Consider the following 26100-nt stretch of genomic DNA (forward strand, 5'->3'; position numbering starts at 1 on the left):
ACGAGACGCCGAAGGCGCACGAGGAGGCGTCCCCTGCGCCCCTTTTCCTGCCCGCGTCGGGGTTGTATCACCTGCCAAACCGACCGAACTTCTGGATCCAATCTTGACCCAACGCCTGCACACCCTGCCCAACGGATTCCGCATCGTCACCGAGGCGATGCCGGGCCTGCAATCCGCCTCCGTGGGCCTTTGGGTCGAGGCCGGGGGGCGGCACGAGCGGCCCGAACAGAACGGCATCGCGCATTTCCTGGAGCATATGGCCTTCAAGGGCACCCGCCGCCGGTCGGCGCTGCGGATCGCCGAGGAGATCGAGGATGTGGGCGGCTACATCAACGCCTACACCAGCCGCGAGATGACGGCCTATTACGCCCGCGTCCTGTCGGGCGATGTGGTGATGGCGCTGGACGTGATCGCGGACATCGTCCTCAACCCCCTGTTCCGCAAGGCCGACATCGAGACCGAACGCCATGTGATCCTGCAAGAGATCGGCCAGGCGCTGGACACGCCCGACGACATCATCTTCGACTGGCTGCACGAAGTCAGCTATCCCGATCAGCCCTTCGGACGCACGATCCTGGGGCCGGAGGAACGGGTGGCCAGCTTCCGCAAGGCGGATTTCGAGAGCTTCACGGGCGCGCATTACGGCCCCGACCAGATGATCCTGTCGGCGGCGGGGGGCGTGGACCACGATGCCATCGTCGCGGCGGCAGAGCGGATCTTCGGCGGGCTGAAGCCCGTGGGCCGGTCGAAGGTCGAACCCGCGCGGTTTGTCGGGGGCGAGCGGCGCGAGGTGAAGGACCTGGAGCAGGTGCATTTCGCCCTGTCCTTCGAGGCTCCGGGTTACCGCGACGACCGGGTCTACACCGCACAGGTCTATGCGACCGCGATGGGCGGCGGCATGTCCAGCCGCCTGTTCCAGAAGATCCGCGAGGACCGGGGCCTGTGCTACACGATCCATGCCCAGTCGGCGGCCTATGACGATACCGGGCAGATCACGATCTATGCCGGCACCTCCGAAGACGAGATCGGGGAATTGACCCGCCTGACGGTGGACGAGCTGAAGCGCGCCGCCGAGGACATGAGCGAGGCCGAGGTCGCGCGGGCGCGGGCGCAGTTGAAGGCGGGGATGCTGATGGGGCTGGAAAGCCCCTCCAGCCGCGCGGAACGCAACGCCCGGCTTCTGTCGATCTGGGGCCGGGTGCCAGAGGTGGCCGAGGCGGTGGCCAAGATCGACGCGGTCGATACGGCGGCGGTGCGGTCCTATGCGGCCGATCTGACGGTGGCCCGGTCGGCGCTGGCGATCTATGGCCCGGTCTCGCGCGCGCCGGGGATCGACGAGCTGCGCCGGGGTCTGAACGGCTGATGCTGGGGCTGAAGCGCCGCGTCCGGGTCGAGACCGAGCGGATGACGCTGCGGCTGCCCGAACATGGCGACTGGCGGCAATGGTCGGAACTGCGCGAGGCTTCGGCCGAGTTTCTGGTGAAATGGGAGCCGGTCTGGTCGAACGACCACCTGACGCGGCGGGCCTTCACCAATCGCGTCTATTGGGCGCAGCGGGCCGAGGCGCAGGGCACCGCGCTGCCCCTGCTGCTGATCCGGCGCGCGGACCAGCAGCTTCTGGGGGCGCTGACGCTGGACAACATCCGCCGGGGGCCGTCGCAGACCGGCACTTTGGGCTACTGGATCGGCGCTCCCTTCGCCCGGCAGGGCTACATGCGCGAGGCGATCCTGGCGCTGATCCACCATGCGTTCACCCGGCTGGACCTGTCGCGGCTGGAGGCGGCCTGTCTGCCGGAGAACACCGCCTCGCGCGGGGTGCTGGAAAGCTGCGGCTTCAAGTATGAGGGGGTGGCGCAGAGCTACCTTCAGATCAACGGGCGCTGGCGCAACCATGTGCTGTACGCCAACCTGCGCGGCGACCGGCGCGGACGGACCGACGTCGGCTGAGGGCGGCGGCGCGGGCGCTTGCCCTGCCGGGGAATGCCTGACACATCGGGCCGCGCCTGCATATGCCCGGGGGGCATGGGCGCCCGAACCTTGCGGAGCGGCTGCCAGGGCATCTGCCGCCGCTGATGACTGCGCGGACCCTGCTCAGGCTGGACACCGTGACGATGCTCGCGCATCCGTGATCCGGGTGTTGCGTGACCCGGGCGCAATCCGGGTTACCCTCTGAAGCAGACCGGAGGTGACCGATGCGTCTGCTTGCCGCCCTTGCCCTGCTTGCCGCCCCGGCCTGGGGGCAGGACCGGATCCCGTCGCATTGCTTCGCGGTGGCGGAAGCGACGCCTGCGGTGGTTCCGGTGGCGCTTCAGGACGGGCTGGAGCCGAACGAGGTTCTGGTGCGCTACATCCACCATGCAAGCTTTGCCATCGTCACGGCGGACGGCACGGTCGCGGTGACGGATTACACGGGCTATCTTGGCACGGCGGACCTGGTGCCGGACGTGGTGACGATGAACAACGCCCATTCCACGCACTGGACCGCCACACCCGACCCGCGCATCCCCCATGTGCTGAAAGGCTGGCCCGAAGCCGGACGCCCGGCCGAGCATCGGCTGGACCTCGGGTCCATGCTGGTCCGCAACGTCACCACCGACACGCGCGGGCCGTTCGGCGAAGGCGCGCGGCGGGACGGCAATTCCATCTTCATCTTCGAGGCGGGGGGCCTGTGCATCGGCCATCTGGGCCATCTGCACCAGATCCCCTCGGACGCGCAATATGCGGCCATCGGGCGGCTGGATGTGGTGATCGTGCCGGTGGACGGCGGTTACACCATGCGGCTTCAGGACATGGCGGGGGTGGTGCAGCGCTTGCGCTCGTCGGTGGTGATCCCGATGCACTGGTTCAGCCGTGCCTCTCTGGACGCCTTCCTGGCCGAAATGCAGGGCCAGTTCGCCGTGGTCGAGACCGGCGGCGCGCAGATCGCCCTGTCTTTACGCGATCTGCCCTCGGCGCCCACGGTGATGGTGCTGGAACCCGCCTTCATCGACTAGTCTCGGCGGCCGGCCTTGCTATGTAGGGGCAGAAGGAGATGCCGATGCTGAACCCCTGCGATGCCGCCTTTGCCGCAAGGCTGTCCCGCCTGGTGCCGGAGGGCACGCTGTCGGCCCCCGAGCCGCGACATCTGGAGGAGCCCCGGGCGCGATGGACCGGCAAGGCCGGGATCCTGGCACGGCCGCGGACGACGGCAGAGGTGGCGGCGCTGGTGCGGGCCTGCGCGGCGGATCGGGTCGGCGTGGTGCCGGTCAGCGGGGGGACGGGTCTGGTCGGCGGGCAGATCATGCCATCGTGTCCGGCGCCGCTTCTGCTGTCGCTGGAGCGGATGGCGGCCCTGCGCGGGGTCTGGCCGGAGGAGAACGCGATGGTCGTCGAGGCGGGCATGATCCTGGCCGATGTTCAGGCCGCGGCGGCGAAGGTCGGGCGGCTGTTTCCGCTGTCGCTGGCCTCCGAGGGCAGCTGCCGGATCGGGGGCAACCTCGCTGCCAATGCCGGGGGGACGGCCGTCCTGCGCTATGGCAATGCGCGCGATCTGTGCCTGGGGCTGGAGGCGGTGCTGCCGGACGGCAGCATCTTCAACGGCTTGACCCGGCTGCGGAAGGACAATGCCGGTTATGATCTGCGGCATTTGCTGATCGGGTCCGAAGGGACGCTGGGGGTGATCACCGCCGCCAGTCTGAAGCTGTTCCCGCAACCCGCCGCGCGGGTGGTGGCAATGCTGGCGGTGCCCTCGCCTGCGGCGGCGCTGGACCTTCTGGCGCTGAGCGGCGACCGGGCGGCGGGGCTGGTCTCGGCCTTCGAACTGATCCACCGGATGGGCTTCGACTTTCTGGCCGAAGCCGGTTTTGGCCTGCGCCCGCCTTTCGATCCGGTGCCGGACTGGCTGGTCCTGCTGGAACTGGAACTGCCCGCCGGGATGGAGCCAGAGGCGACGATGGCGGGGCTGTATGCGGCGGCCTCGGAGGCCGGGCTGGTGACGGACGGGGTGATTGCCACGTCGGAGGCGCAGGCGGCCGAACTCTGGGCGCTGCGCGAGACCATTCCGCTGGCCAACCGCAAGGTGGGGGCGGTGTCGAGCCACGACATCTCGCTGCCCCTGTCGGCGATCCCGGGCTTCATCGAGGCCGCGCCGCGCGCGATTGCGGGGCTGGGGGCGTTCCGGGTGAACTGTTTCGGGCATCTGGGCGACGGCAACCTGCACTGGAACGTGTTTCCCGAACGCGGGCACGGGAAGGCAGAACACGACGGGGTGCGCGATCAAGTGAAGCGGGTGGTGCATGACCTGGTGCATGGCCTCGGCGGGTCGGTCTCGGCAGAGCACGGGGTCGGGCGGCTGAAGGTTGCGGACCTGGCGCGCTATGGCGATCCGGGCAAGCTGGCGGCGATGCGCGCGATCAAGGCGGCGCTGGACCCTGCGGGGATCATGAACCCGGGGGCGGTGCTGGGCTGAGGGGACGCTCGTCGTCGGCTGCGCCGCGCCTCGCCTGGGCAGGTCGGCCGGGGACGAAAGACATCCCCGCCGCAGGAAACCTGCGACGGGGTGCTTGGGGGGTGTGTGGATCACGCTGTGGGTAGCAGCGCGGCCAGGGTGGGTGGCCCTGACAAAGCCTGTTCTAGGGTGATTCTCTTTCGGCAAGGTTAACGCGGTCCGGCCTGCCCACCGCGCGCCGCCGATTTCTTGGAAGAAATCGGTCCGGAGTTTTCGAAAACTCCGGTGCCCCCGGTTTTTCCGCCTCAGAGCCCTTCGAACGCGCAGAGGGCGTGGACATCCATGCCCATCGCCTCCAGCTTCCTGCGGCCGCCAAGGTCGGGCAGATCGACGACGAAGGCACAGCCCACGACCTCGGCGCCCAGGCGCTCGATCAGGCGGATCCCCGCTTCGGCGGTGCCGCCGGTGGCGAGGAGATCGTCGACCAGCAGCACCTTCTCGCCGGGCTGCATCGCGTCGTCATGCACCTCGACCACGGCCTCGCCGTATTCCAGCTTGTAGGCCTGGGATATGGTCTGGCCCGGCAGCTTGCCCTTCTTGCGGATCGGCACGAAGCCGGTGGAGAGCTGGTGAGCGACGGCCCCGCCAAGGATGAAGCCCCGGGCTTCCAGGCCCGCGACCTTGTCGATCCGCTGGCCGGCATAGGGGGCCAGAAGCTGATCCACGCACATGCGGAAGCCGCGCGGATCGGCGAAAAGCGTGGTCACGTCGCGGAAGAGGATGCCCTCGTGCGGGAAGTCGACGATGGTGCGGATGTAGTCCTTGACGGTCTTTTTCGGGGTCATCTGGGGTCTCTCAAAGGACGCGCCCGGCGACGGCGTCGAGTTTGGCGATGAGGTCGGGGTCGCGTTTGTCGGGGGCGGTCATGATGGCACGGGTCAGCGCACGGTCGCAGCCATGGGGGCAGGGCTGGCGGTCGGGGTCCATCAGGGCGGGCAGGCGGGCGACAAGGCCGCGGGCGGCGGCGGCGTTGGCCTGGACGACGGCGATCACCTGCGCCACGTCCACCGCGCCGTGGCTGTCGTGCCAGCAGTCGTAGTCGGTGACCATGGCGAGCGAGGCGTAGCAGAGCTCGGCCTCGCGGGCGAGGCGGGCCTCGGAAAAGCCGGTCATCCCGATCACGTCGGCGCCCCAGGTCCGGTACATCCGGCTTTCGGCGCGGGTAGAGAACTGGGGGCCTTCCATCGAGAGGTAGGTCGCGCCGGTGTGGACGGTCAGGCCCTCGGCCCGGGCGGCCTGGGCGGCCAGCGCGCCGAGGCGCGGGCAGGTCGGGTCGGCGAGGCTGACATGGGCGACGCAGCCGGGGCCGAAGAAGCTGGGGGCCCGCTGGGTGGTGCGGTCGATGAATTGGTCTACCAGGACGAAGTGACCGGGTTCGTAGTCCTCCCGCAGGCTGCCGACGGCCGAGACGGCGAGGATGTCGGTGCAGCCCAGCCGCTTCAGGGCGTCGATGTTGGCGTGGTAGGGGACGGAGGTGGGGGAGTGGACGTGGCCCCTTCCATGCCGGGGCAGGAAGGCGACGGGGAGGCCGTTCAGGCGGCCCACCAGCACCTCGTCCGAGGGCTTGCCCCAGGGGGTCTTGACCTTCACCCAGCTGGCCCCTTCAAGGCCGTCGATCTGGTAGACCCCCGATCCTCCGATCACGCCGAGCATGCACTGCATGGGGGCCCCCCTCTGGTTGGCCGGGCGGGAGGATAGCGGGGCGGGGCGGGTGTGGGAAGGGGGTGCGCCGCGCGCGGCGCGTTTTGGAAGGTAAGGGATTTCAGGGAGTTGGCCGTGGGCGTTAGGGAATTGTTAGGAATTGCGCGCCGGCCGGCTCGTCGTGCGCTTCGCTTCTCCTCGCGGGGCCGACCCATGCGACGAGGAGACGAAGTCGAAGGCGGAGCGGTCAGGCCTGGCGTGGCTTCAGGTGGTCAAGGCCCCAGACCAGAAGCCCCACGACCAGCCCCCAGAAGGCCGCCCCGATGCCCAAGGCGGCCAGGCCCGAGGCGGTGACGACCACGGTCAGCGCGGCGGGCAGGCGCTGGTCGGGCTGGGCGAAAGCGCCGGTCAGCGCCCCGGTCAGGGGCGACAGAAGCGCGAGGGCGACGAGGGCGGCCACCACCTCGGCGGGAAGGGCGGCGATCAGGTCGAGGACCGTCGGGCTGAGCAGGCCGAGGAGCGTCCAGGCGGCGGCGTAGAAGAGGCCCACCAGCCAGCGGCGGTCGCGGTCTGGGTGGACATCGGGGCCAAGGCAGATCGCGGCGGTGATCGCGGCCATCGAGACAGTGTGCGCGCCGAAGAAGGCGGTGACGGTGGAGATCACCCCGGTCGTGGTCAGGGCGGCGCTGACGGGCGGCTCGTAGCCCGCCGCGCGCAGGGTGGCGAAGCCGGGCAGGTTCTGCGAGGCCATGGTCACAAGGTAGAGCGGCAGGCCAAGGCCGAGGATCACAGACAGGCGGAAGGCGGGGGCCACGGGTTCCAGTCGGGGCCCGGCAAGGTGGACGGCGGAGAGGTCCGATCCGGTGGCAAGCGCCAGCACGATCCCGGCGGCGAAGGCAGCGAGGACGGCGAAAGCCGGGTTCCAGAGCCGGACGATCAGGAAGACCGCGACCATCGGCAGGACGAGGGCGGGGGCGCCTTGCGCGGCGGTGGCGCCTTTCAGGCAGAAGGGCAGGAGGACCCCGCCCAGCATGGCGGCGGCGATGCCGTCGGGGATGCGGGCGACAAGGGCGCCAAGCGGGCGGATCAGGCCGGTCGCGGCGATCAGAAGACCTGCTGTGACGAAGGCCCCGACGCCCTCGGCGAAACTGATGCCGGAGGTTGCGGCGATCAGGGCCGCGCCGGGGGTGGACCAGGCGAGGACGACCGGGACCTTCGATCTGAACGACAGGAGCGCGGAGCCGATGGCCTTGCCGAGGCTGATCGCCAAGAGCCAGCTTGCAGTCTGCGCCGGGGTCGCGCCAAGCGCCGTGGCGGCGGTCAGCAGGATGGCGACCGAGGAGGCATAGCCCACCAGGGCTGCCACGGTCGCGGCCGAGATCATGGAAAGGCGCATCCTGTCCCCTGGGCGTGCCGGATGATCCGGTCGGCGGACTATTCCGCGCCGGCTTTCGGGCCGCAAGGGGGGGAAAGGGCGGCGGCTCCCAGGGAGGAGGAGGGGGAGCCGCCGCAAAGTCGGTCATCCCGGGAGGAGGATGGGACGCCCGATACCGGTCGGGCCTCTTGCGGCCCGGAATTCAGCGCGGCGGTGCCCAGGGAGGAGGGCGGGCACCGCCGCATGTACCAGGCAACCCGGGAGGAGGGTGGGCGCCCGATCACTTGGGCCCTTCGGCCCGGAATGGGTGCGGCGATGCCCAGGGAGGAGGAGGGGGCATCGCCGCGGGATCACAGGACCCTAGGGAGGAGGAGAGGGCCAAGGATCAAGATCGGACCTTGCGGCCCGGAGATTTGCGCGGCGGTGCCAGGGAGGAGGAGAGGCACCGCCGCTGTTATCAGAGGACCCGGGAGGAGGTGGGTCATCCGATGCTTGTGGGGCTGTCTAGCCCCGGATGGGAGCGGCGATGCCCAGGGAGGAGGAGGGGCATCGCCGCGTATCGCTTCGGTCCCAGGGAGGAGGAGGGGACCTCACGAATTCTTACTTGCCGTAGGCGGCCTCGCGGGCGATTTCGGCGATCCGCAGCCGCGAGATGCCGAGGTCGGCCAGTTCGCGGTCGGTCAGGGCGTTCAGCTCGGCCACGGTCCGGGCATAGACGCGGCGCTGGGCGATTGCGGTCAGGACGGCGTCCTTCAGATCGGCCAGGCGGTCGGCGATACCCTTGCGGGCGATGGAAGTGGTGTTTGCATAAGCCATGTCACTCAAGCCTCTTCGGTTCGGTCAGCAACGTTCTGTCGCGCTGTTAGGGGTAACATGAGGCTTATGCTGCGGATGCACAATAGCGGCTCTCGGCAATGCTGCCATGCAGCATGCGCATGGCTGAGGTCACGGAAATGTCATGATTTACCAAGGTCTTCGCCGAATTTTTGAGCATCTGGTCAACGGACCTTGCCCTTGCGCCGAAACGCTACGACCTTAGTGCAAATCTTCAGCGGAGTTGAAACGATGGCGGTGGATCGGGACCAGGTGATGGGCGTCTTGGCGGGGGTCGGGCACCCCGGCGGCGGCGATCTCGTCAGCCGCGATCTGATTCGGGCGCTGAGCGTCGAGGGGGGCGTTGTGCGCTTTGTGATCGAGGCGGCGACGCCCGATGAGGCGCGCGCCCTGGGTCCGGCGCAGGCCGAGGCGGAGGCGAAGCTACGGGCCTTGCCGGGGGTCACTTCGGTGCAGGTGGTGATGACGGCGCATGGGCCGGCGGCGAAGGCTCCGACGCTGAAGATCGGGCAGCATCCGACGCCGCAGCAGGGCGGGCCGCAGCGGATTTCGGGGATCGACCGGATCATCGCGGTGGCCAGCGGCAAGGGGGGCGTGGGGAAATCGACGGTGGCGTCGAACCTGGCGGTGGCTTTGGCGCGGCGGGGGCGGAAGGTCGGGCTTCTGGACGCAGACATCTACGGTCCGAGCCAGCCGAAGATGATGGGGGTGTCGCAGCGGCCCTCCAGCCCCGACGGCAAGACCATCGAACCTCTGGTCGCGCATGGGGTGACGATGATGTCGATCGGGCTGATGCTGAAGGAGGACGAGGCCGTGGTCTGGCGGGGCCCGATGCTGATGGGGGCCTTGCAGCAGCTTCTGGGGCAGGTGGCCTGGGGGAAGCTGGATGTGCTGATCGTCGACCTGCCGCCGGGGACTGGGGATGTGCAGCTGACGCTGTGCCAGCGGACACAGTTGACGGGGGCCATCGTGGTCTCCACCCCGCAGGACGTGGCGCTGCTGGACGCGCGCAAGGCGCTGGACATGTTCGGCAAGCTGAAGACCCCGGTGCTGGGGCTGGTGGAGAACATGTCCACCTATATCTGCCCGAACTGCGGGCACGAGGCGCATATCTTCGGCCATGGCGGGGTGGCGGCCGAGGCGGCGAGGCTGGACCTGCCGTTCCTGGGGGAACTGCCGCTGGCGCTGGATGTGCGGTTGGCGGGGGACAGCGGCACGCCGATTGCCGCGACGGACCGGCCGCTGGCCGCGCCCTATCTGGCGCTGGCCGACCGGCTGATCGCGGGCGGGATGGGCTGAGGGCCGCAGATCAGGCTTGATTGCATACCGATTGGTATGTAAGGTTCCTTCAGCATTGTGAGGAGCCAATGACCCACAGCATCCGCACGTGTCTCTGGTTCGCGGATGGCCGCGGCCCGGAGGCCGCTGCCTTCTATTGCAGCCTGATCCCCGGCAGCCGGGTGGAACGCAGTTTCGCCTTCGACAACGGGCAGGGCGGGAAGAACTCGGTCACCGACTTCTCGCTGGGGGGCGTGCCGTATCAGATCCTCGACGCCGGGCCGTATTTCAAGCTGACCGAGGCGGTGTCGATCAGCGTCGAAACCGAGGATCAGACGGAGAGCGACCGGCTTTGGGATGCGCTGACGGCGGATGGCGGCGCGGAAAGCATGTGCGGCTGGCTGAAGGACCGATATGGCGTGTCCTGGCAGGTGTTCCCGAAGCGGCTGACCGAGTTGACGCTGCACGAAGACGCCAAGGTCGCGGGGGCGGCGATGGCGGCGATGATGCAGCAGAAGCGGATCGACATCGCCGCGATCGAGGCGGCCGTGGCGGCGGTCTCAGGCTGAACCGGCGCGCGCGCCCTTGCAACAGGGGAACCGGATGAGCGATCCCAATGCAGACCAGCGCTATCGGCCCGAGGACCGGGTCATGCAGGGGGTCATCCCCTATCTCGCCCTGCCCGGCCAGGCGGGGGCGGCGGCGGAATTCTACATGAAGGCCTTCGGTGCCAGGGACATCGGGCGGATGCCCTTCGAGGGACGGCCCGGCCAGTTCATGCATGTCCAGGTCGAGATCAACGGCGGGGCGCTGATGCTGACCGACAACGACATGATGTCGAGCGCGGTGGGCGGCACCGAGCCGATCCCGCGCGGGCATCTGCAACTGGTGGTGCCCGATGGCCAGACCTGGTGGGACCGGGCGGTGGCGGCGGGCTGCGCGGTGGTCGCCCCGTTCGAGCGCCAGTTCTGGGGCGACAGCTGGGGGCTTCTGGCCGACCCCTTCGGTCTGAAATGGGCGATCTTGACACCCGATCCCGCGCTCATCGACAAGGGAGCATGATGTCCGGGGTCCCAGTTTGACCACAGCTACCCGCGTCCCGAGGGGAGAGGCGCGCGCGCGGCTGATCGCGGCCGCGCGCGATCTTGTGCGCCGCAAGGGCTTTGCCGCGACCAGCGTTGATGATCTCTGCGCGGCGGCGGGGGTGACGAAGGGGGCCTTCTTCCACCACTTCGCCAGCAAGGAGGCGCTGGGCGTGGCGCTGGTGGACGACTGGACCGAGATGACCGGGGCGATGTTCGCCGCCCACCCCTACAACGCCAAGGAGGACCCGCTGGACCGGGTCTTCGCCTATCTGGACCTGCGCCGGGAATTTCTGGGACGGCCCTTGCCCGAGTTTTCCTGTGTCGCGGGGACCACGGTGCAGGAAAGCTACGAGACCTCGCCCGCGATCCGCGCAGCGGCCGAGCGCAGCATCCGGTCGGGCTTCGACCATGTGCTTCCGCATCTGGCCGAGGCGCTGGCCGCGCATCCGGTGCCGGGGGTGACGGCGGAAAGTCTGGCGCAGCAGTTCCAGGTCGCCACCCAGGGCGGGATCATCCTGGCCAAGGCGCTGAACGACCCCGCCCCCGCCCGCGCGGCCTTCGACCATCTGGAGCGCTATCTGCGGCTGCTGTTCGACCGGCCCGCGGCCACAGGCTGAGCCGGCCCCGCACCGGGCACAGGGCGCAGATCCGTCCGGTCTGAGTCTTTCGAATCACAGGTTCTGGGAAAATCTGGGAGACCGCCTCCCGCCGCTGGTCCGGCGGGCTGCGCGGATGCATTCTGACCGGGAAATCGCGGAGATCCGGGCCGAGGCAGCCCGATCCGGCACTGCACGGCCGATCACGGGACTGTCATCACCTGTGAGGTCGGCACAACATGTGGGGGCTGAACTGCCGAGATTGGCTAGAAATGGGGCAGGTCGCTGATTTTACAGCACAAGATGCTGCTATCGCCGGGGCTGCAATACAAGATCGAGTGGCCATTTCCCAACTTTTCCCTTGATTTCCCAATTCAGCCCAGTCATACATATCACATCGGTGAGACGGGCAGTGAAAGTCAGGGGCGGACCAAAGACCCCGAACAAGGCGTAAGGCAGCTTCATACAGGCAGCCCCTTTCATCGGTGACAGAGATCCGGCGCGCGAGCGAGCAGCATCTCCCCCAGGTGGCGCGCGTAGCTGGACGCCCAGCGATGGGACAGCGGCGGATCGGGTAGTGGCAGCGACCCGATCCGCCTTTTTCTTTTCATCGCATGGGTTTGCAGGTTTTGGTGAGGTCGCGAGACGCGATGGCAGAGCGGTTCCTCGGCGAGATCTACCTGAAGGTAGATGCCAAGGCTCGGGTGCTGATCCCGGCCGACTTCCGCGCCATCCTGAAGGACGACGATCCTTCGTCCCCCGATCCTGCCCGCCCCCGGATGCACATGGTCTATGGCGGCCCGATGCGGGCCTTCGTGGAATGCTACAGCAAGCGCGCCTTCGAACAGCTTGCCGCCGACATCGAGTCGATGGACGAAGGCGACGAGCGCGACGATGCCGAGCTGAACCTTCTGACCCGGTCGGTCAAGGTCGAGGTCGAGCCGGACGGCCGCATCGTCCTGCCCCCGCGGGTGCGCGAGAAGCTGGGGCTTCTGGGCGACGAGACCGGGGAGAAGGCCGAGGTGGTCTTTGCCGGCAAGTCCGACCGGTTCCACATCTATCGCCGCGACATCTATGAGGCCCGGTTCGGCAACATCGCCCAGGTTGACAAGCCCGACGCGCCCGATCCGCGCAAGCTGGTCTCGATGTTCAAGCGCAGGGGCTAGGCCATGTCGGGTCCGCTGCCAGGCCAGCCCGCCGATCCCCATGTCCCCGTGCTGATCGATGCGATCCTGCGGGAATGCGCGCCCGTGGCCGGCCTCTGGTTGGACGGGACGCTGGGGGCGGGGGGCTACACGCGGGCGCTGCTGGCTGCGGGGGCAGAGCGGGTGATCGGGCTGGACCGCGATCCGCTGGCCTTGCGGATGGCTGCGGACTGGGCGGCGCCTTATGGCGACCGGGTGCGGCTGGTGGCGGGCAGGTTCTCGGAGCTGGATGATCTGGCGGGCGAGGCGCTGGACGGGGTGGTGCTGGACCTCGGCGTCAGCTCGATGCAGCTGGATCAGGCGGAGCGGGGGTTTTCCTTCATGAAGGACGGCCCGCTGGACATGCGGATGAGCCAGTCGGGCGAGAGTGCGGCGGATCTGGTGAACACCGCCGACGAGGGCGTGCTGGCGGACATCCTGTATCACTACGGCGAGGAGCGCGCCGCGCGCCGGATCGCCCGTGCCATGGTGGCCGCGCGGGCGGTGGCGCCGATCACCACCACGGCGCGGCTGGCCGAGATCGTGGCGAAATGCCTGCCACGCCCGAAGCCGGGGCAGAGCCACCCGGCGACGCGCAGCTTTCAGGCGATCCGCATCGCGGTGAACGCGGAGTTCCAGGAACTGGCCGAGGGGCTGAACGCCGCCGAACGCGCGCTGAAACCCGGCGGCCTCCTGGCGGTGGTGACGTTCCACAGCCTGGAGGACCGGATCGTGAAGCGGTTCTTCCAGCTGGCGTCGGGCCATGAGGCCAATGCCAACCGCTATGCGCCCGCCCGCACCGACAGCGCCGCGCGCTTCGCGATGGTCACGAAGAAGGCCGTGGCGCCGGATGCGGCCGAGGTGGCGCGCAACCCCCGCGCGCGGTCGGCCAAGCTGCGTGTCGGGCGGCGGACCGAGGCCCCGGCGCAGCGGCTCGGCCCGGCCGAGCTTGGCCTGCCCGACATGCAGAAGAAAGGACGCCGATAGATGCGCCCGGTGCTTTATGTCCTGTCCTTCCTTGCGCTGATCGCGCTGGGCTTCTGGGCCTACCGCGAGAATTACGCGACCCAGGCCGCGCTGAAGGAGGTCCAGGCGCTGCAACGCGAGATCGTCGGCCTGCGCGAGGCCCTGTCGGTGCAGCGGGCGGAATGGGCCTATCTCAACCGCCCCGACCGGCTGCGCCAGCTGGCGACCGCCAATTTCGACCGGCTGGGCCTTCTGCCGATGGAGCCCGGCCAGTTCGGCACCGCGGCCCAGATCGCCTATCCCCGCCCGAAGCTGCCCGAGATCAGCTTTTCCACCGACATCCAGGGCACGCTGGCCCTGCCGGACGAGGGGCTGTAACCCATGCGCACACCGCTTCGCCCGCTGGCCCGCATCCTTCAGGCCCGTCAGGAGGGGTTGAACCCCGACAGTATCGAGAAGGAAAACCTGCGCATCCGGCACGAGGCGCTGCGCGAAAAGGCGCGCGCCCGGGCGCAGTTCCGCCTGGTGGTGCTGTGCGCAAGCTTCGTGATGGCCTTCGGGGCCATCGGCGCGCGCATGGGGCTGATGGCCGCGACCGAGCCGGTCGAGCCGCGATCGCGCGCGCCGGGGGCCGAGATCATCGCGCAGCGGGCCGACATCACCGACCGCAACGGCCGGGTGCTGGCCACCAACATGACCACGCATGCGCTTTACGCCCATCCCAGGGTGATGGTCGATCCGAAGGGCTCGGCCGAGAAACTGGCGGCGATCTTCCCCGACCTTGACGCCAAGGCGCTGGAGCGGCGCTTTACCGACGGGCGCAGCTTTGTCTGGATCCGCAAGATCCTGAGCCCCGAACAGATGCAGCGCGTCCACGAGATCGGCGATCCCGGCCTGCTGTTCGGGCCGCGGGAAAAGCGGCTTTATCCCAACGGCTCGCTGGCCGCGCATATCCTGGGCGGCACCTCCTTCGGGGCCGAGGGCGTGCATTCGGCCGAGGTGGTGGGGGTGGCGGGGATCGAGAAGGCGCTGGATGCGCGCCTGCGCGACCCCGCGCAGGGCACGAAGCCCGTGGCGCTGTCGATCGACCTGTCGCTTCAGGCCACGGTCGAAGAGGTGCTGGCGGCCGGCATGTCGATGCTGAACGCCAAGGGCGCGGCGGCGATCCTGATGGATGTGCGCACCGGCGAGGTTCTGGCGCTGGCCTCGCTGCCGACCTTCGATCCGAACAACCGCCCCAACCCGCTGGTGGACAAGGACGCCGAACCCGGCGACAGCCCGCTGTTCAACCGCGCGGTGCAGGGGGTCTACGAGCTGGGCTCGACCTTCAAGATCTTCGCCGCGGCCCAGGCGCTGGAGCTGGGCCTGGTGAAACCCGACACGATGGTCGATGCCAACGCGCCCATGATCTGGGGCAAGCACAAGATCAAGGAGTTCGAGAACAAGAACTACGGCCCGCTGCTTTCGGTGTCGGACGTGATCGCGAAATCCTCGAACGTCGGCACGGCGCATATCGCGCTGATGATCGGGCCCTTGCGCCAGCAGGCCTTCCTGAAGTCGCTGGGCTTTTTCGAGCCGACGCCGCTGGAACTGATCGAGGCCCCCGGCGCCAAGCCGCTGATCCCGAAGAAATGGCCCGAGATCGTCACCATCACCACCTCTTACGGCCACGGCCTGTCGGCAAGTCCGATGCACCTTGCCGCCGCCTATGCCGCGATCGCCAATGGCGGGGTGATGATCAAGCCCACGCTGCTGAAGCGCGAGGGGCCGACGACCGGCGTCCGGGTGATGAGCGAAAAGGCCGCGCGGGAATCGGTCGCCATGCTGCGCCGGGTGGTGACGGAGGGCACGGCCTCTTTGGGCGAGGTGCCGGGCTACGAGGTCGCGGGCAAGACCGGGACGGCGGACAAGCCGAAGAAGTCCGGCGGATACTACAAGGACAAGGTGATCAACACCTTCGCCTCGGTCTTTCCGGCCTCGAACCCGCAGTATGTGCTGATCGTGACTCTGGACGAGCCGATGGATACCGCCCTGAGCGAGACGCGGCGCACCGCCGGCTGGACCGCCGTGCCGGTCGCGGCCGAGATCATCCGGCGCGTTGCGCCGCTGATGGGACTGCGGCCGAAGCTTGAACCCGTCGCGCCGGATGCGGTAACTGCCGCGAGCAACTGACAGGAGCGGGACATGACGGCGCGCGCGACACGGCTATCGGACCTGGGACTGACGGCCCGGGCCGGGCGCGATCCGGCGCTGTCGGGGGTGACGGCGGACAGCCGGCAGGTGCGGCCGGGGATGCTGTTTGCCGCGCTGCCGGGCACGGCCACGCATGGGGCGAGATTCATCCCGCAGGTGCTGGAACAGGGCGCGGCGGCGGTTCTGACCGACGCCGATGGGGCCCGGATGGCGGGTGATGTGCTGGCCGATTCGGACGTGGCGCTGGTGGTGGCCGAGGATCCGCGCGCGGCTCTGGCCTGCGCGGCGGCCCTGTGGTTCGGCGCTCAGCCCGAGGTCATGGTGGCGGTGACGGGGACGAACGGCAAGACCTCGGTCGCGACCTTCACCCGCCAGATCTGGGCGGCGCTGGGCCGCGAGGCGATCAACATCGGCACCACCGGGATCGAGGGCGCCTGGACCGCGCCTTCGGGGCACACGACGCCGGATCCCGTCACCTTGCAGAAGCTTCTTGCAGCGGCGGCGCAGGGCGGCGTGACCCATGCGGCGATGGAGGCCTCGTCCCACGGCATCGACCAGCGGCGGCTGGACGGGGTGCGGCTGAAGGCGGCCGGCTTCACCAACCTGACGCAGGATCACCTGGATTATCACGGCACGATGGAGGCCTATTTCGCCGCCAAGGCGCAGCTGTTCACCCGGCTTCTGCCCGAGGATGGCGTGGCGGTCATCAACCTGGACGGCGCGCGCGGATCGGACATGGCGGAACTGGCGCTGAACCGGGGGCTCAGGGTGCTGACCGTGGGCAAGGGTCAGGGGGCGGATCTGCGGATCGCCGCGACGCGCCCGGATGCCACCGGGCAGGAGGTGCGCTATCTGTGGCAGGGCCGCGCCTTCCAGACCCGTCTGGCGCTGATCGGCGCCTTCCAGGCCGAGAATGTGGCCGTGGCCGCAGGCCTTGCGATCGCGGCCGGCGAGGCGCCCGAGGCGGTGCTGGCGGTTCTGCCGCGTCTGACGGGGGTCAGGGGCCGGATGCAGCTGGCCGCCACACGGCGGAACGGGGCGGCGGTCTATGTCGATTACGCCCACACCCCCGATGCGCTGGAAACCGCGCTGAAGGCACTGCGCCCGCATGTGATGGGGCGGATCATCGTCGTCTTCGGCGCGGGCGGCGACCGCGACCGGACCAAGCGGCCCTTGATGGGTGCGGCGGCGAAGGCCCATGCCGATGTGCTGTACGTCACCGACGACAACCCCCGCACCGAGGATCCCGCCGCGATCCGCGCCGCGATCCTTGCCGCCTGCCCCGAGGCGAACGAGGTCGGCGACCGGGCCGAGGCGATCCTGCGGGCGGTGGATTCGGCGCAGCCGGGCGATGCGGTCCTGATCGCGGGCAAGGGCCATGAAAGCGGGCAGGTGATCGGGACCGATGTCTATCCCTTCGACGATGTGGAACAGGCCAGCGTTGCGGTGGCGGCTCTGGACGGGGTGATCTGATGCTGTGGACGTCAGCGGATGCCGCACAGGCGACGGGCGGGCGGGTGACGAGGCCGTGGGAGGCCTCGGGCGTTTCCATCGACACGCGGACCCTGCAACCGGGCGACCTGTTCGTGGCGCTGAAGGACGTGCGCGACGGGCATGATTTCGTGGCGCAGGCGCTGGAGAAGGGGGCCTCGGCGGCTCTGGTCAGCCGGGTGCCCGAGGCCGTGGCCCCGGATGCGCCGCTTCTGGTCGTGCCCGATGTGCTGAAGGCGCTTGCGGCGCTGGGTGCCGCGGCCCGGGCGCGGACCGGGGCGAAGGTGGTGGGGATCACCGGCTCGGTCGGCAAGACCTCGACCAAGGAGATGCTGCGGCAGGTCCTGTCCGGGCAGGGGCGCACCCATGCCGCCGAGGCGAGCTACAACAACCACTGGGGCGTGCCGCTGACCCTGGCGCGGATGCCGGCGGACACGGAATTCGCGGTGATCGAGATCGGGATGAACCATCCCGGCGAGATCGCGCCTCTGGCCCGACTGGCCCGGCTGGACGTGGCCATGGTGACGACCGTCGCCCCGGCGCATCTGGAAGCCTTCGACAGCATCGAGGGCATCGCGCATGAGAAGGCCTCGATCTTCGACGGGCTGCGGCCGGGCGGCGTCGCGCTGTACAACACCGACATCGCCACGGCGGCGATCCTGCGCGACAGGGCGCAGGCGGTCGGGGCGCGGGCGGTGAGCTTCGGCGAAAGCGCGGGGGCGGACTGGCGGCTGATCGAGGCGCGGCTTTGCGACGAGGCGACGGTCTGCCGCGCCAGCCGGAACGGAGCGCCGCTGCTGTTCAAGGTGTCCTCGCCGGGTCGGCATTTCGCGCTGAACGCGCTGGCGGCGCTGGCCGCGGCCGAGGCGCTGGGGGCCGACCCTATGATCGCGGCCCATGATCTGGGCCGCTGGGCGCCGCCCTCGGGCCGCGGCCAGCGTGAGAGGATCGTGCTGGATGTGGTCGAGGAGACCTACTTCGACCTGATCGACGATGCCTTCAACGCCAATCCGGCCTCGATGGCGGCGGCGCTGGACGTGCTGATCGCGGCCAGGCCCGTGGACGGGATCGGCCGTGTCGGCGGCGGCCGCCGGATCGCCGTGCTGGGCGACATGCTGGAACTTGGCCCGACCGAGGCCGAACTGCATGCCGCCATCGCCCGGCACCCGGGACTGGCGGCGATCAGCGTCATCCATTGCGTCGGCCCCCGGATGCGGGCGCTTTACGACGCCCTGCCGCGCGGACAGCGCGGGGAATGGACCGAGACCGCGGCCGAACTGGCGGCCCGCGCCCGCAGCCTGATCGACGCAGGCGACATCCTTCTGGTCAAGGGCTCGAAAGGATCGAAAGTCAGTCTGGTCGTTGACGCCCTGCGAAAAATGGGGCAGGCGGCAAGCCCGAAGGAAGGGACCCTCTGAATGTTCTACTGGCTTGCCGAGTTTTCCGATGGGGGCGGGGTGTTCAACCTGTTCCGCTATATCACCGTGCGCGCCGGCGGCGCCTTTGTCACGGCGCTCTTGTTCGGGTTCCTGTTCGGGCGCCCGCTGATCGACCTGTTGCGGCGCAAGCAGGGCAAGGGCCAGCCGATCCGCGACGACGGGCCGCAGAGCCATTTCTCCAAGGCGGGCACGCCCACGATGGGGGGCCTGCTGATCCTGTCGGCGCTGATGGTCTCGACCGTGCTCTGGGCCAGGCTGGACAATCCCTTCGTCTGGATCGTGATCCTGGTGACGCTGGGCTTTGGCCTGATCGGCTTTGCCGACGACTATGCCAAGGTGACCAAGCAGAACGCCAGGGGCGTGTCGGGCCGGGTGCGGATGGGTCTTGGCCTGCTGATCGCGGCGCTGGCGGCCTATGCGGCGGCGATGTTCCACCCCGCAGAGCTGACCGACCAGCTGGCCTTTCCCTTCTTCAAGAACGCGCTCGTGGACCTGGGGCTCTTCTTCGTGCCCTTCGGCATGATCGTGATCGTCGGCGCGGCGAATGCGGTCAACCTGACCGACGGGCTGGACGGGCTGGCGATCATGCCGGTGATGATCGCGGCCGGAACGCTGGGCATCATCGCCTATGCGGTCGGGCGGGTGGACTTCACCCAGTATCTGGACGTGCACTATGTGCCCGGCACCTCGGAGCTGCTGATCTTCACCGCCGCGCTGTGCGGCGGGGGCCTGGGCTTCCTGTGGTACAACGCCCCGCCGGCGGCGGTGTTCATGGGCGACACCGGGTCGCTGGCCCTGGGCGGCGCGCTGGGGGCGATCGCGGTCTGCACCAAGCACGAGATCGTGCTGGCCATCGTCGGCGGCCTGTTCGTGGTCGAGGCGCTGTCGGTCATCATCCAGGTGCTGTATTACAAGCGCACGAAGAAGCGCATCTTCCTGATGGCGCCGATCCACCACCATTTCGAGAAGAAGGGCTGGGCCGAGCCGCAGATCGTGATCCGGTTCTGGATCATCAGCCTGATCCTGGCGCTGATCGGCCTGGCGACGCTGAAGGTGCGGTAGGGGCTTTCGCCGGCGGCTTTCGGGGGCGATTTCCGGCGCGTTTCGTGCTATGGTCGCGGCATTGAAACCCGAAGGATTTCGCCATGAAACTTCGTGCGCTGGATATTGCCACCTTCAACCTTCTGAACCTGAACGAATCCGGCCTGCCACTGTACCGCGATGACGACGGCTGGTCGCAGGCGGCCTATGACCTGAAGATCGACTGGACGGCCCGTGTCATGACCCGGCTGAAGCCGCATGTGATGGGGTTTCAGGAGCTGTGGCACCGCGCCTCGCTGGAGCGGGCGGTGGCGGCGGCGGGGCTGGCGGCGGAATACGACCTGCTGATCCCGCCGGATGCCGATGGCACCCGCATCCTCTGCGCGGCGATGGTGGCGAAGGGGCTTCTGGTGGGCAGGCCCGAGTGGATCAGCGACTTCCCCGAGGCCTTCGTGCTGGAAAGCCGGGGCGACGATCCGCAGACCGCCGCGATCAGCGTGAAGCTGCGCGGCTTTTCCCGGCCCGTTCTGCATTTCACCATCCGCCCGCGCGACGACCAGCCGCTGGTCCATGTCTTCGTCTGTCATTTCAAGTCCAAGGACCCGACCAGGGTCTTCCGCGAACGCTGGTTCAACGCCGACCGCGAGGGCTACAAGCCGCACCAGACCAACCTGGGTTCCGCGCTGTCCACCATCCGGCGCACGGCCGAGGCCTCGGCGCTGCGCTTCCTGCTGACCGGGCTGATGCGCGGCACCGATGCGCCGGTGATCGTGCTGGGCGACATCAACGACGGCCAGATGTCGAACACCGCGAACATCCTGACCGAGCAGCCGCGCTATCTGGTCGGCGACAGCATCGGCGGTGGCGACCTGGCGCTTTACACGGCCCAGACCTTGCAGGAATACCGCAACACGCGGGACGTCTATTACACCCATATCCATCAGGACATGATGGAAAGCCTGGACCACATCCTGGTCAGCCAGGAGTTCTACGACAACAGCCGCAAGCGGATCTGGCTGTTCGCTGGCATGGTGGTGATGAACGACCACCTGAACTGGGACGACCACAAGGACAGCGGCACCAACGACCACGGCATCGTCTCGGCCCGCTTCCGCTATCGCCCGATGAAGGCCGAGGCGCGGGCCCTGATGGCCGGCCCGGCGGGCTGAGCCCGCAGCGGCCCTGCACGGGTGGCGGCGGTGTTGCACCGCGTCGTCACCTGCCCGGCCGCTGGTGCCCGAAGCCTCCGCAACTCTTGCGAGAGATCGGGGCCTCGCCTAAACCGGAAGCGATCGTCATGCGGGGACGGTTGCCGTCGTGCGGGCAGGACGTGGCGCAGCAGACCGGGAGGGCAGCTTCAGCGATGCAGGATGCGTCCCCCGGACCGGGCGGGACGGACCTCGGCACATCCGGGGCGGGCTTGCGGTCCCTGGCGGAAGAGCTGCGGTCCGACTGCGAGGCGCTTTTCCTGCAACTGCGCGCGGCGACCGAGGAGGAAGCCCTGCCGTTGCGGCGTGAACTGGCCCGGGCCCATGCCGCGCTGGATGTGACGCTGGAGCGCATGGCGGCGCTGCCCTGGGACGGTGATCCGTGGCGCAGCGGGCTGGACGAGGCGGAGCGGTGTCTTGCCGAAATGACCCGGGCGGGCATCGTGGAGCTTGGACCCCTGACCGAGGCGCGGGCGGCGCTTGCGGCCGGGGATGCAGAGCGGGCAGAGGCGGTTCTGGCCGGGATTGCCGCGGCGACCTCGGGCCCCGCCGGGTTTGCGGCAAAGCTGGCCCATGCCCGTGGTCTTCTGGCCGAACTGGCGCTGCTCTGGCCCCTGGCGGCCGAGCAATATGCCCTGGCCGCGCGGCTGGACCCCGACCTGCGCCACCTGGGAAAGGCGCGGGCGGCCGCCTGCCGCACGGGCGACCTGACCGCAGCCTTCCGCTTCGGCAAGGGGATGCTGGTCCTGGCCGAGACCGAGGGCTCGGCGGCGGACCAGGCCCTGGCGATGGCCGACCACGCCCTGACGCTGGAGGCGCAGGACCGCCTGGCCGAGGCCGAGGGCTTCCTGCGCAAGGCCGTGGTGGGCGGGCGTCGGGCCGAGGGCGTGCGAGGCGCCGACCACGCCCGCCATCTGGCGCAACTGGCGCGCGTGCTGGAGGCCCAGGACCGGCTGCCCGAGGCCGAGGCGGCCCTGCGCAAGGCGCTGGAGGTCACCCGGACCGCACCGGGCGAGGCGCATCCGGACTATTGCGCGCGGCTGAACGCGCTGGCCGGCCTGTTGCGGGCGCAGGATCGCGACTCCGAGGCCGAGCCGCTGCATCTGCGGGCGCTGGACCTTGCGCAGCGTCTGCCGGGCGGAAGGCATCCTGTCGCCATCGCCTGCCTCACCGGGCTGGCCGAATTGCGTGAGGGGCAGGGCCGGCTGGACGAGGCCGAGGCGCTGTATCGCCGCGCGCTGCATCTGGATCAGGATCTGGCCGGCCGGACGCATCCCGACTTCGCCGGCCGGATCTGCGCCCTGGCCGAGGTGGTGCGTGCCGCGCGGCGTCTGCCCGAGGCGGAAAGGCTGTTCCGCCTGGCGCTGGAGGTCGACCGCGCCACCATCGGAGCGACGCATCGCGACTATGGCGTGGGGCTGAACAACCTGGCCGGCGTGGTCGAGGCGCAGGGCCGCCCGGAGGAAGCCGAGACGCTTTATGCCCAGGCGCTGGCCATCCTGCGCGAGACGCTGGGCGACCTGCACCCGGCGACGCAGAAGGTGGTGCGCAACTTCCGCGCCCTGATCCTTTCGGCTCTGCCCGGCTCGGTCCATCGGCCAGGGCTCGAGTCGCTGTGGGCAACGGCCCAGGCGACGGCCCCCGGACTGTCCCTGCGCCAGGGATTGGAGCCGAGACGCGTCGATTGACGCGCGGCCCCCCTTTCCCTTGCGCCTGCCCTGACCTATCCCTGTGGCAGCGCAAGGGGGGAAAGCATGATCCCGGTCAAGGGTTACAAGGGCGAGCGGGTGGCGGTGCTGGGTCTGGGCCGGTCGGGGCTGGCGACGGCCGCCGCGCTGCGGGCCGGGGGGGCGGAGCCGCTGCTCTGGGACGACAGCCCCGAGGCGCGCGCGAAGGCCGAGGCGGAGGGCTTCACCCTGACCGACCTGACCCGCCACGCGAGCCTGGAGGGGGTGGCCTGTCTGGTGACCTCTCCGGGCATCCCGCATCTTTATCCCGCGGCCCATCCGATCATCGCCCGCGCGCTGGAACTTGGCGTGCCGGTTGACAACGACATCGGGCTGTTCTTCCAGAGTGCCGCCGGAACCGAGTGGGACGAGATGGAGACCCCGCCGAAGATCGTGGCGGTCACGGGATCGAACGGCAAATCCACGACGACGGCGCTGATCCACCATATCCTCCGTGCGGCCGGAAAGCCCGTGCAGATGGCCGGGAACATCGGCAAGGGGGTCCTGTCGATCGACCCGCCCGGCGAGGGCGAGGTGGTGGTGCTGGAACTGTCCTCCTACCAGACCGAACTTGCGCGTGCGCTGACGCCGGATGTGGCGGTGTTCACCAACCTGTCGCCGGATCACCTGGACCGGCACGGGGGCATGGGCGGTTATTTCGCCGCCAAGGCGCGGCTGTTCACCATGGGCGGGCCGGACCGGGCGGTGATCGGCGTGGATGAGGTCGAGGGGCGGTATCTGGCGGGCGCTCTGGCGCAGGGGGCGCAGGACGACCGGGTGATCCGGGTCTCGTCAGGGACGAAGCTGGAGGGCTTCGGCTGGTCTGTCTTTGCGCGCAAGGGGTTTCTGGCCGAGTGGCGCAAGGGGCGGCAGGTGGCGTCGATCGACCTGCGCGAGGTGAAGGGCCTGCCGGGCGCGCACAACCACCAGAACGCCTGTGCGGCCTATGCGGCCTGCCGGGCGCTGGGCCTGGCGCCGAAGCTGATCGAGGGGGCGCTGCATTCCTTCGCGGGCCTGCCGCATCGCAGCCAGCTGGTGGGTGAGCGGGCCGGGGTGCGCTTCGTGAACGACAGCAAGGCGACGAATGTGGATTCGGCGGCCAAGGCCTTGCAGGCCTTTCCGCGCATCCGCTGGATCGCCGGGGGCCATGGGAAAGAGGGCGGGATCGCCAGTCTGAAGCCGCTTCTGGGCTCGGTGGTGAAAGCCTATTTCATCGGCCATTCAGCGCGGGATTTCGCCTTGCAGGTGGGCGAGACGCCGCATGAGATCTGCGAGACGATGGAGCGCGCCGTGGCGCGTGCGGCCGAGGAAGCCCAGGCGGGCGAGGTCGTGCTGCTGGCCCCGGCCGCGGCGAGTTTCGACCAATATCCGAATTTCGAGAAGCGCGGCGAGGATTTCACTGCGCGGGTGAAGGCGCTGATCGGCTGACAGCTGCGCGGGTTCGGGCGGTTTTCAAATCGAGCGCTGACGCGCAAGGCTTTTGTCTCGTCGTCGGGACTTCGCCCTCCTCCTCGGGGGCGCTCCGCGCGGGAGTATTTTTGACATGGGCAAATGCGCTTGCTCACGTCACAAATACTCTGGGGGTTTGGGGGTGAAACCCCCATCGCCGAGGAGGAGGCGAAGGCCGACGACGAGAGGAGAGGTCTTCGCGCGTCAGCGCTCAATCTGCCTCCCGGCGTCGGGGTCCGGTCACACGGCCTGCAGTTTGCCGCCTTCCACCGCCGAGGCTTCGGCCTTGTCCAGCAGCACCTGCAGCGCCGCACCGCGGGCGAAATCGGGGTCTTGCGGACCCTCGCCCCGGATTGCGGCGATGAAGCGCTGATAGACGGTGGGCACGGGCGGGCAGTCGATGTCGTGCCAGAGACCTACCTTCATTGCTTCGGCCCCGAGGCAGGCGCGCAGATGGCTTTCGGCCTTCTCGAACCGCACCTCCAGCCCGCCGGTCAGACCGTAAAGCCGCAGCCGCAGGTCGTTCAGGTGGCCGCTGGCGAACCGGGTCGCGGCGACGGTGCCAAGCGCGCCATTGGCCAGCCGCAGTTGCATCGTTGCGCTGTCGTTGGCGTCAAGGACATATTCGCCGATCTGCCCGCCCGGCGCCTTGTCGAAGGTTTGCAAGAGGCAGGAAATCTGCGTGGCGTCCATGCCCGCGATGAAGGTCGCGAAGTCGAGGATGTGGATGCCCACATCGCCCAGGACGCCTTTTGATCCGTGCCTGGTGGACAGCCGCCAGAGCCATTGCGGCTCCTTGTCCCAATGGCCCCAGGCGGGCTGGGTGAGCCAGCTTTGCAGGTAGGAGGCCTCGAAATGCCGGATCTCGCCGATGGCGCCCTCGCGCACCATCCTTGCCGCCTGTTGCAGGGCGGGGACGTTGCGGTAGGTGAGGTTGACCATGTTCACCACGCCCGCCTTCGCCGCGGCTTCGGCCATTTCCTGCGCATCGGCGGCGTTGGTCGCCAGCGGCTTTTCGCACAGCACATGTTTCCCCGCCGCAAGGAAGGGCAGGGTGGTCGCGTGATGCGCCGCATCGGGGGTGACGTTGGTCACCGCGTCGAACTCACCCCAGGCGATGGCGTCCTGGACGGAGGCGAAACCGTGCGGGATGTGGTGGGTTTGCTGGAAGGCGGCCAGTTGTTCAGGACGCGTGTCGATCCCGGCGACAAGGGTGACGCCGGGGATCGCGGCGAATTGTTCGGCATGGTTCTTTGCCATGCCGCCGGTGCCGAGGATCAGGAGGCGGACGGGTTGCATCAGCGATACCCCGCCTCGCCGTCATGGTGCAGCCGCGGGCCGCGTTCTTCCAGAGGCTCCAGCGTCTTGCCGATGGGCCGGTTCGGGGCGTCGGTGGGGTTGGCCAGCCGTCCTTCCGGGTTGTAGGCCCAACGGACGCCGTTCGCGATCACCTTCTGCACCATCGGCTGGTGATAGGTCGGATAGGTTTCGTGCCCCGGGCGGAAGTAGAAGATGTTGCCCGCCCCGCGCCGGTAGGTCAGGCCCGAACGGAACACCTCACCGCCCTGGAACCAGCTGACGAACACCGTCTCCAGCGGTTCGGGTACGCCGAAGGGTTCGCCATACATTTCCTCGTATTCGATCTCGAAATGGTCGGGGATCCCCCGGGCGATGGGGTGCTGGCGACTGGTGACCCAGAGGCGTTCGCGTTCGCCGGCCTCGCGCCAGGACAGGTTGCACGGTGCGCCCATAAGCCGCTTGAAGGGCTTGGAGAAATGCGCGGAATGCAGGAAGATCATGCCCATGCCGGACCAGACGGCCTCGGCCACGCGTTCGACCACTTCGTCCTTGACCTCGCCGTGGGCGGCATGGCCCCACCAGATCAGCACGTCGGTTTCGGCAAGTTTCGCGGCGGTCAGGCCATGCTCGGGGTCCTGCAAGGTGACGGTCGTGGCGGCGATCCCGTCTTCCCTGTTCAGGAATTCGGCGATCGTGCCGTGCATGGTCCTGGGATAGACCTCGGCCACCACCTTGTTCTTCTGTTCATGGACGTTCTCGCCCCACACGGTGACGCGGATGGTCATGGGTAGTCTCCTTGGAATGGATG

At 68.9% G+C, this 26100-nt stretch carries 24 protein-coding genes; 18 read left to right on the top strand and 6 right to left on the bottom strand.

Annotated features, from left to right (window positions below):
* Nucleotides 1–103: 103 nt before the first annotated feature.
* The 4 genes from G8O29_RS10280 (at nucleotide 104) to G8O29_RS10295 (ending at nucleotide 4447) form a co-directional block, all read left to right on the top strand.
* Nucleotides 104–1363: a M16 family metallopeptidase gene (locus G8O29_RS10280; RefSeq protein WP_166403144.1), complete on the top strand. Its 1260-nt coding sequence runs from the start codon at nucleotides 104–106 to the stop codon at nucleotides 1361–1363.
* Entirely contained in the window at nucleotides 1363–1947 is a 585-nt protein-coding gene (locus G8O29_RS10285) for a GNAT family N-acetyltransferase (RefSeq protein ID WP_166403145.1), read from the top strand. The genes G8O29_RS10280 and G8O29_RS10285 overlap by 1 nt, the downstream gene beginning before the upstream one ends.
* 245 nt (nucleotides 1948–2192) lie before the next feature.
* Nucleotides 2193–2993: an MBL fold metallo-hydrolase gene (locus G8O29_RS10290; RefSeq protein ID WP_166403146.1), complete on the top strand. Its 801-nt coding sequence runs from the start codon at nucleotides 2193–2195 to the stop codon at nucleotides 2991–2993.
* A 44-nt stretch (nucleotides 2994–3037) separates the two neighbouring features.
* Nucleotides 3038–4447 (top strand): FAD-binding oxidoreductase, encoded by a 1410-nt coding sequence (locus G8O29_RS10295; RefSeq protein ID WP_166403147.1) that lies wholly within the window; start codon nucleotides 3038–3040, stop codon nucleotides 4445–4447.
* A 284-nt stretch (nucleotides 4448–4731) separates the two neighbouring features.
* On the opposite strand, the gene G8O29_RS10300 is transcribed toward G8O29_RS10295, so the two are convergent.
* The 4 genes from G8O29_RS10300 to G8O29_RS10315 form a co-directional block, all read right to left on the bottom strand.
* Nucleotides 4732–5271, bottom strand: coding sequence for an adenine phosphoribosyltransferase (locus G8O29_RS10300; protein ID WP_128515737.1), 540 nt, complete (start codon nucleotides 5269–5271; stop codon nucleotides 4732–4734).
* 10 nt (nucleotides 5272–5281) lie between these two features.
* Nucleotides 5282–6148: an S-methyl-5'-thioadenosine phosphorylase gene (locus G8O29_RS10305; protein ID WP_166403148.1), complete on the bottom strand. Its 867-nt coding sequence runs from the start codon at nucleotides 6146–6148 to the stop codon at nucleotides 5282–5284.
* 226 nt (nucleotides 6149–6374) lie between these two features.
* Nucleotides 6375–7523 (bottom strand): benzoate/H(+) symporter BenE family transporter, encoded by a 1149-nt coding sequence (locus G8O29_RS10310; RefSeq protein ID WP_166403149.1) that lies wholly within the window; start codon nucleotides 7521–7523, stop codon nucleotides 6375–6377.
* Nucleotides 7524–8102: 579 nt separating this feature from the next.
* Complete coding sequence (locus G8O29_RS10315) at nucleotides 8103–8318, bottom strand: DUF1127 domain-containing protein (RefSeq protein WP_166403150.1); 216 nt, start codon at nucleotides 8316–8318, stop codon at nucleotides 8103–8105.
* Nucleotides 8319–8567: 249 nt separating this feature from the next.
* Here G8O29_RS10315 and G8O29_RS10320 point away from each other — a divergent pair, with 249 nt between their 5' ends.
* From G8O29_RS10320 to murD, 14 genes are all read left to right on the top strand, one after another.
* On the top strand, nucleotides 8568–9635 hold the full coding sequence (locus G8O29_RS10320) for an Mrp/NBP35 family ATP-binding protein (RefSeq protein ID WP_166403151.1): 1068 nt from the start codon (nucleotides 8568–8570) through the stop codon (nucleotides 9633–9635).
* 68 nt (nucleotides 9636–9703) lie between these two features.
* Nucleotides 9704–10183 (top strand): VOC family protein, encoded by a 480-nt coding sequence (locus tag G8O29_RS10325; protein ID WP_166403152.1) that lies wholly within the window; start codon nucleotides 9704–9706, stop codon nucleotides 10181–10183.
* A 34-nt stretch (nucleotides 10184–10217) separates the two neighbouring features.
* Nucleotides 10218–10676 carry a VOC family protein gene (locus G8O29_RS10330; protein WP_166403153.1) on the top strand — a complete coding sequence of 153 codons (459 nt, stop codon included), beginning with the start codon at nucleotides 10218–10220 and terminating at the stop codon, nucleotides 10674–10676.
* Between the two features lie 16 nt (nucleotides 10677–10692).
* Nucleotides 10693–11316 (top strand): TetR/AcrR family transcriptional regulator, encoded by a 624-nt coding sequence (locus G8O29_RS10335; protein WP_166403154.1) that lies wholly within the window; start codon nucleotides 10693–10695, stop codon nucleotides 11314–11316.
* Nucleotides 11317–11945: 629 nt separating this feature from the next.
* Nucleotides 11946–12461, top strand: a complete 516-nt coding sequence (locus G8O29_RS10340) for a division/cell wall cluster transcriptional repressor MraZ (RefSeq protein WP_166403155.1) — start codon at nucleotides 11946–11948, stop codon at nucleotides 12459–12461.
* Nucleotides 12462–12464: 3 nt separating this feature from the next.
* On the top strand, nucleotides 12465–13466 hold the full coding sequence (gene rsmH / locus G8O29_RS10345) for a 16S rRNA (cytosine(1402)-N(4))-methyltransferase RsmH (RefSeq protein WP_166403156.1): 1002 nt from the start codon (nucleotides 12465–12467) through the stop codon (nucleotides 13464–13466).
* Nucleotides 13467–13823, top strand: coding sequence for a cell division protein FtsL (gene ftsL, locus G8O29_RS10350; protein ID WP_166403157.1), 357 nt, complete (start codon nucleotides 13467–13469; stop codon nucleotides 13821–13823).
* A 3-nt stretch (nucleotides 13824–13826) separates the two neighbouring features.
* A complete protein-coding gene (locus G8O29_RS10355) occupies nucleotides 13827–15617 on the top strand; it encodes a peptidoglycan D,D-transpeptidase FtsI family protein (RefSeq protein WP_166403158.1) in 1791 nt (596 codons plus the stop codon).
* A gap of 12 nt (nucleotides 15618–15629) precedes the next feature.
* A complete protein-coding gene (locus G8O29_RS10360; RefSeq protein ID WP_166403159.1) occupies nucleotides 15630–17111 on the top strand; it encodes a UDP-N-acetylmuramoyl-L-alanyl-D-glutamate--2,6-diaminopimelate ligase in 1482 nt (493 codons plus the stop codon).
* Nucleotides 17111–18547 carry a UDP-N-acetylmuramoyl-tripeptide--D-alanyl-D-alanine ligase gene (locus G8O29_RS10365; RefSeq protein WP_166403160.1) on the top strand — a complete coding sequence of 479 codons (1437 nt, stop codon included), beginning with the start codon at nucleotides 17111–17113 and terminating at the stop codon, nucleotides 18545–18547. The genes G8O29_RS10360 and G8O29_RS10365 overlap by 1 nt, the downstream gene beginning before the upstream one ends.
* Entirely contained in the window at nucleotides 18548–19630 is a 1083-nt protein-coding gene (gene mraY / locus G8O29_RS10370) for a phospho-N-acetylmuramoyl-pentapeptide-transferase (RefSeq protein ID WP_166403161.1), read from the top strand. It begins immediately after the preceding gene.
* A gap of 83 nt (nucleotides 19631–19713) precedes the next feature.
* Nucleotides 19714–20778 (top strand): endonuclease/exonuclease/phosphatase family protein, encoded by a 1065-nt coding sequence (locus G8O29_RS10375; RefSeq protein ID WP_166403162.1) that lies wholly within the window; start codon nucleotides 19714–19716, stop codon nucleotides 20776–20778.
* Nucleotides 20779–20972: 194 nt separating this feature from the next.
* Complete coding sequence (locus tag G8O29_RS10380) at nucleotides 20973–22505, top strand: tetratricopeptide repeat protein (RefSeq protein WP_166403163.1); 1533 nt, start codon at nucleotides 20973–20975, stop codon at nucleotides 22503–22505.
* Between the two features lie 66 nt (nucleotides 22506–22571).
* Nucleotides 22572–23972, top strand: a complete 1401-nt coding sequence (murD, locus tag G8O29_RS10385; RefSeq protein WP_166403164.1) for a UDP-N-acetylmuramoyl-L-alanine--D-glutamate ligase — start codon at nucleotides 22572–22574, stop codon at nucleotides 23970–23972.
* A gap of 261 nt (nucleotides 23973–24233) precedes the next feature.
* On the opposite strand, the gene G8O29_RS10390 is transcribed toward murD, so the two are convergent.
* Nucleotides 24234–25292, bottom strand: coding sequence for a Gfo/Idh/MocA family protein (locus G8O29_RS10390; protein WP_166403165.1), 1059 nt, complete (start codon nucleotides 25290–25292; stop codon nucleotides 24234–24236).
* Nucleotides 25292–26077, bottom strand: coding sequence for a ThuA domain-containing protein (locus G8O29_RS10395; RefSeq protein ID WP_166403166.1), 786 nt, complete (start codon nucleotides 26075–26077; stop codon nucleotides 25292–25294). Before G8O29_RS10395 ends, G8O29_RS10390 begins: the two co-directional genes overlap by 1 nt.
* Between the last annotated feature and the right edge of the window lie 23 nt (nucleotides 26078–26100).

It is taken from the genome of Rhodobacter calidifons, from assembly GCF_011174775.1.
GTDB classification, from domain to species: Bacteria; Pseudomonadota; Alphaproteobacteria; order Rhodobacterales; family Rhodobacteraceae; genus Tabrizicola; species Tabrizicola calidifons.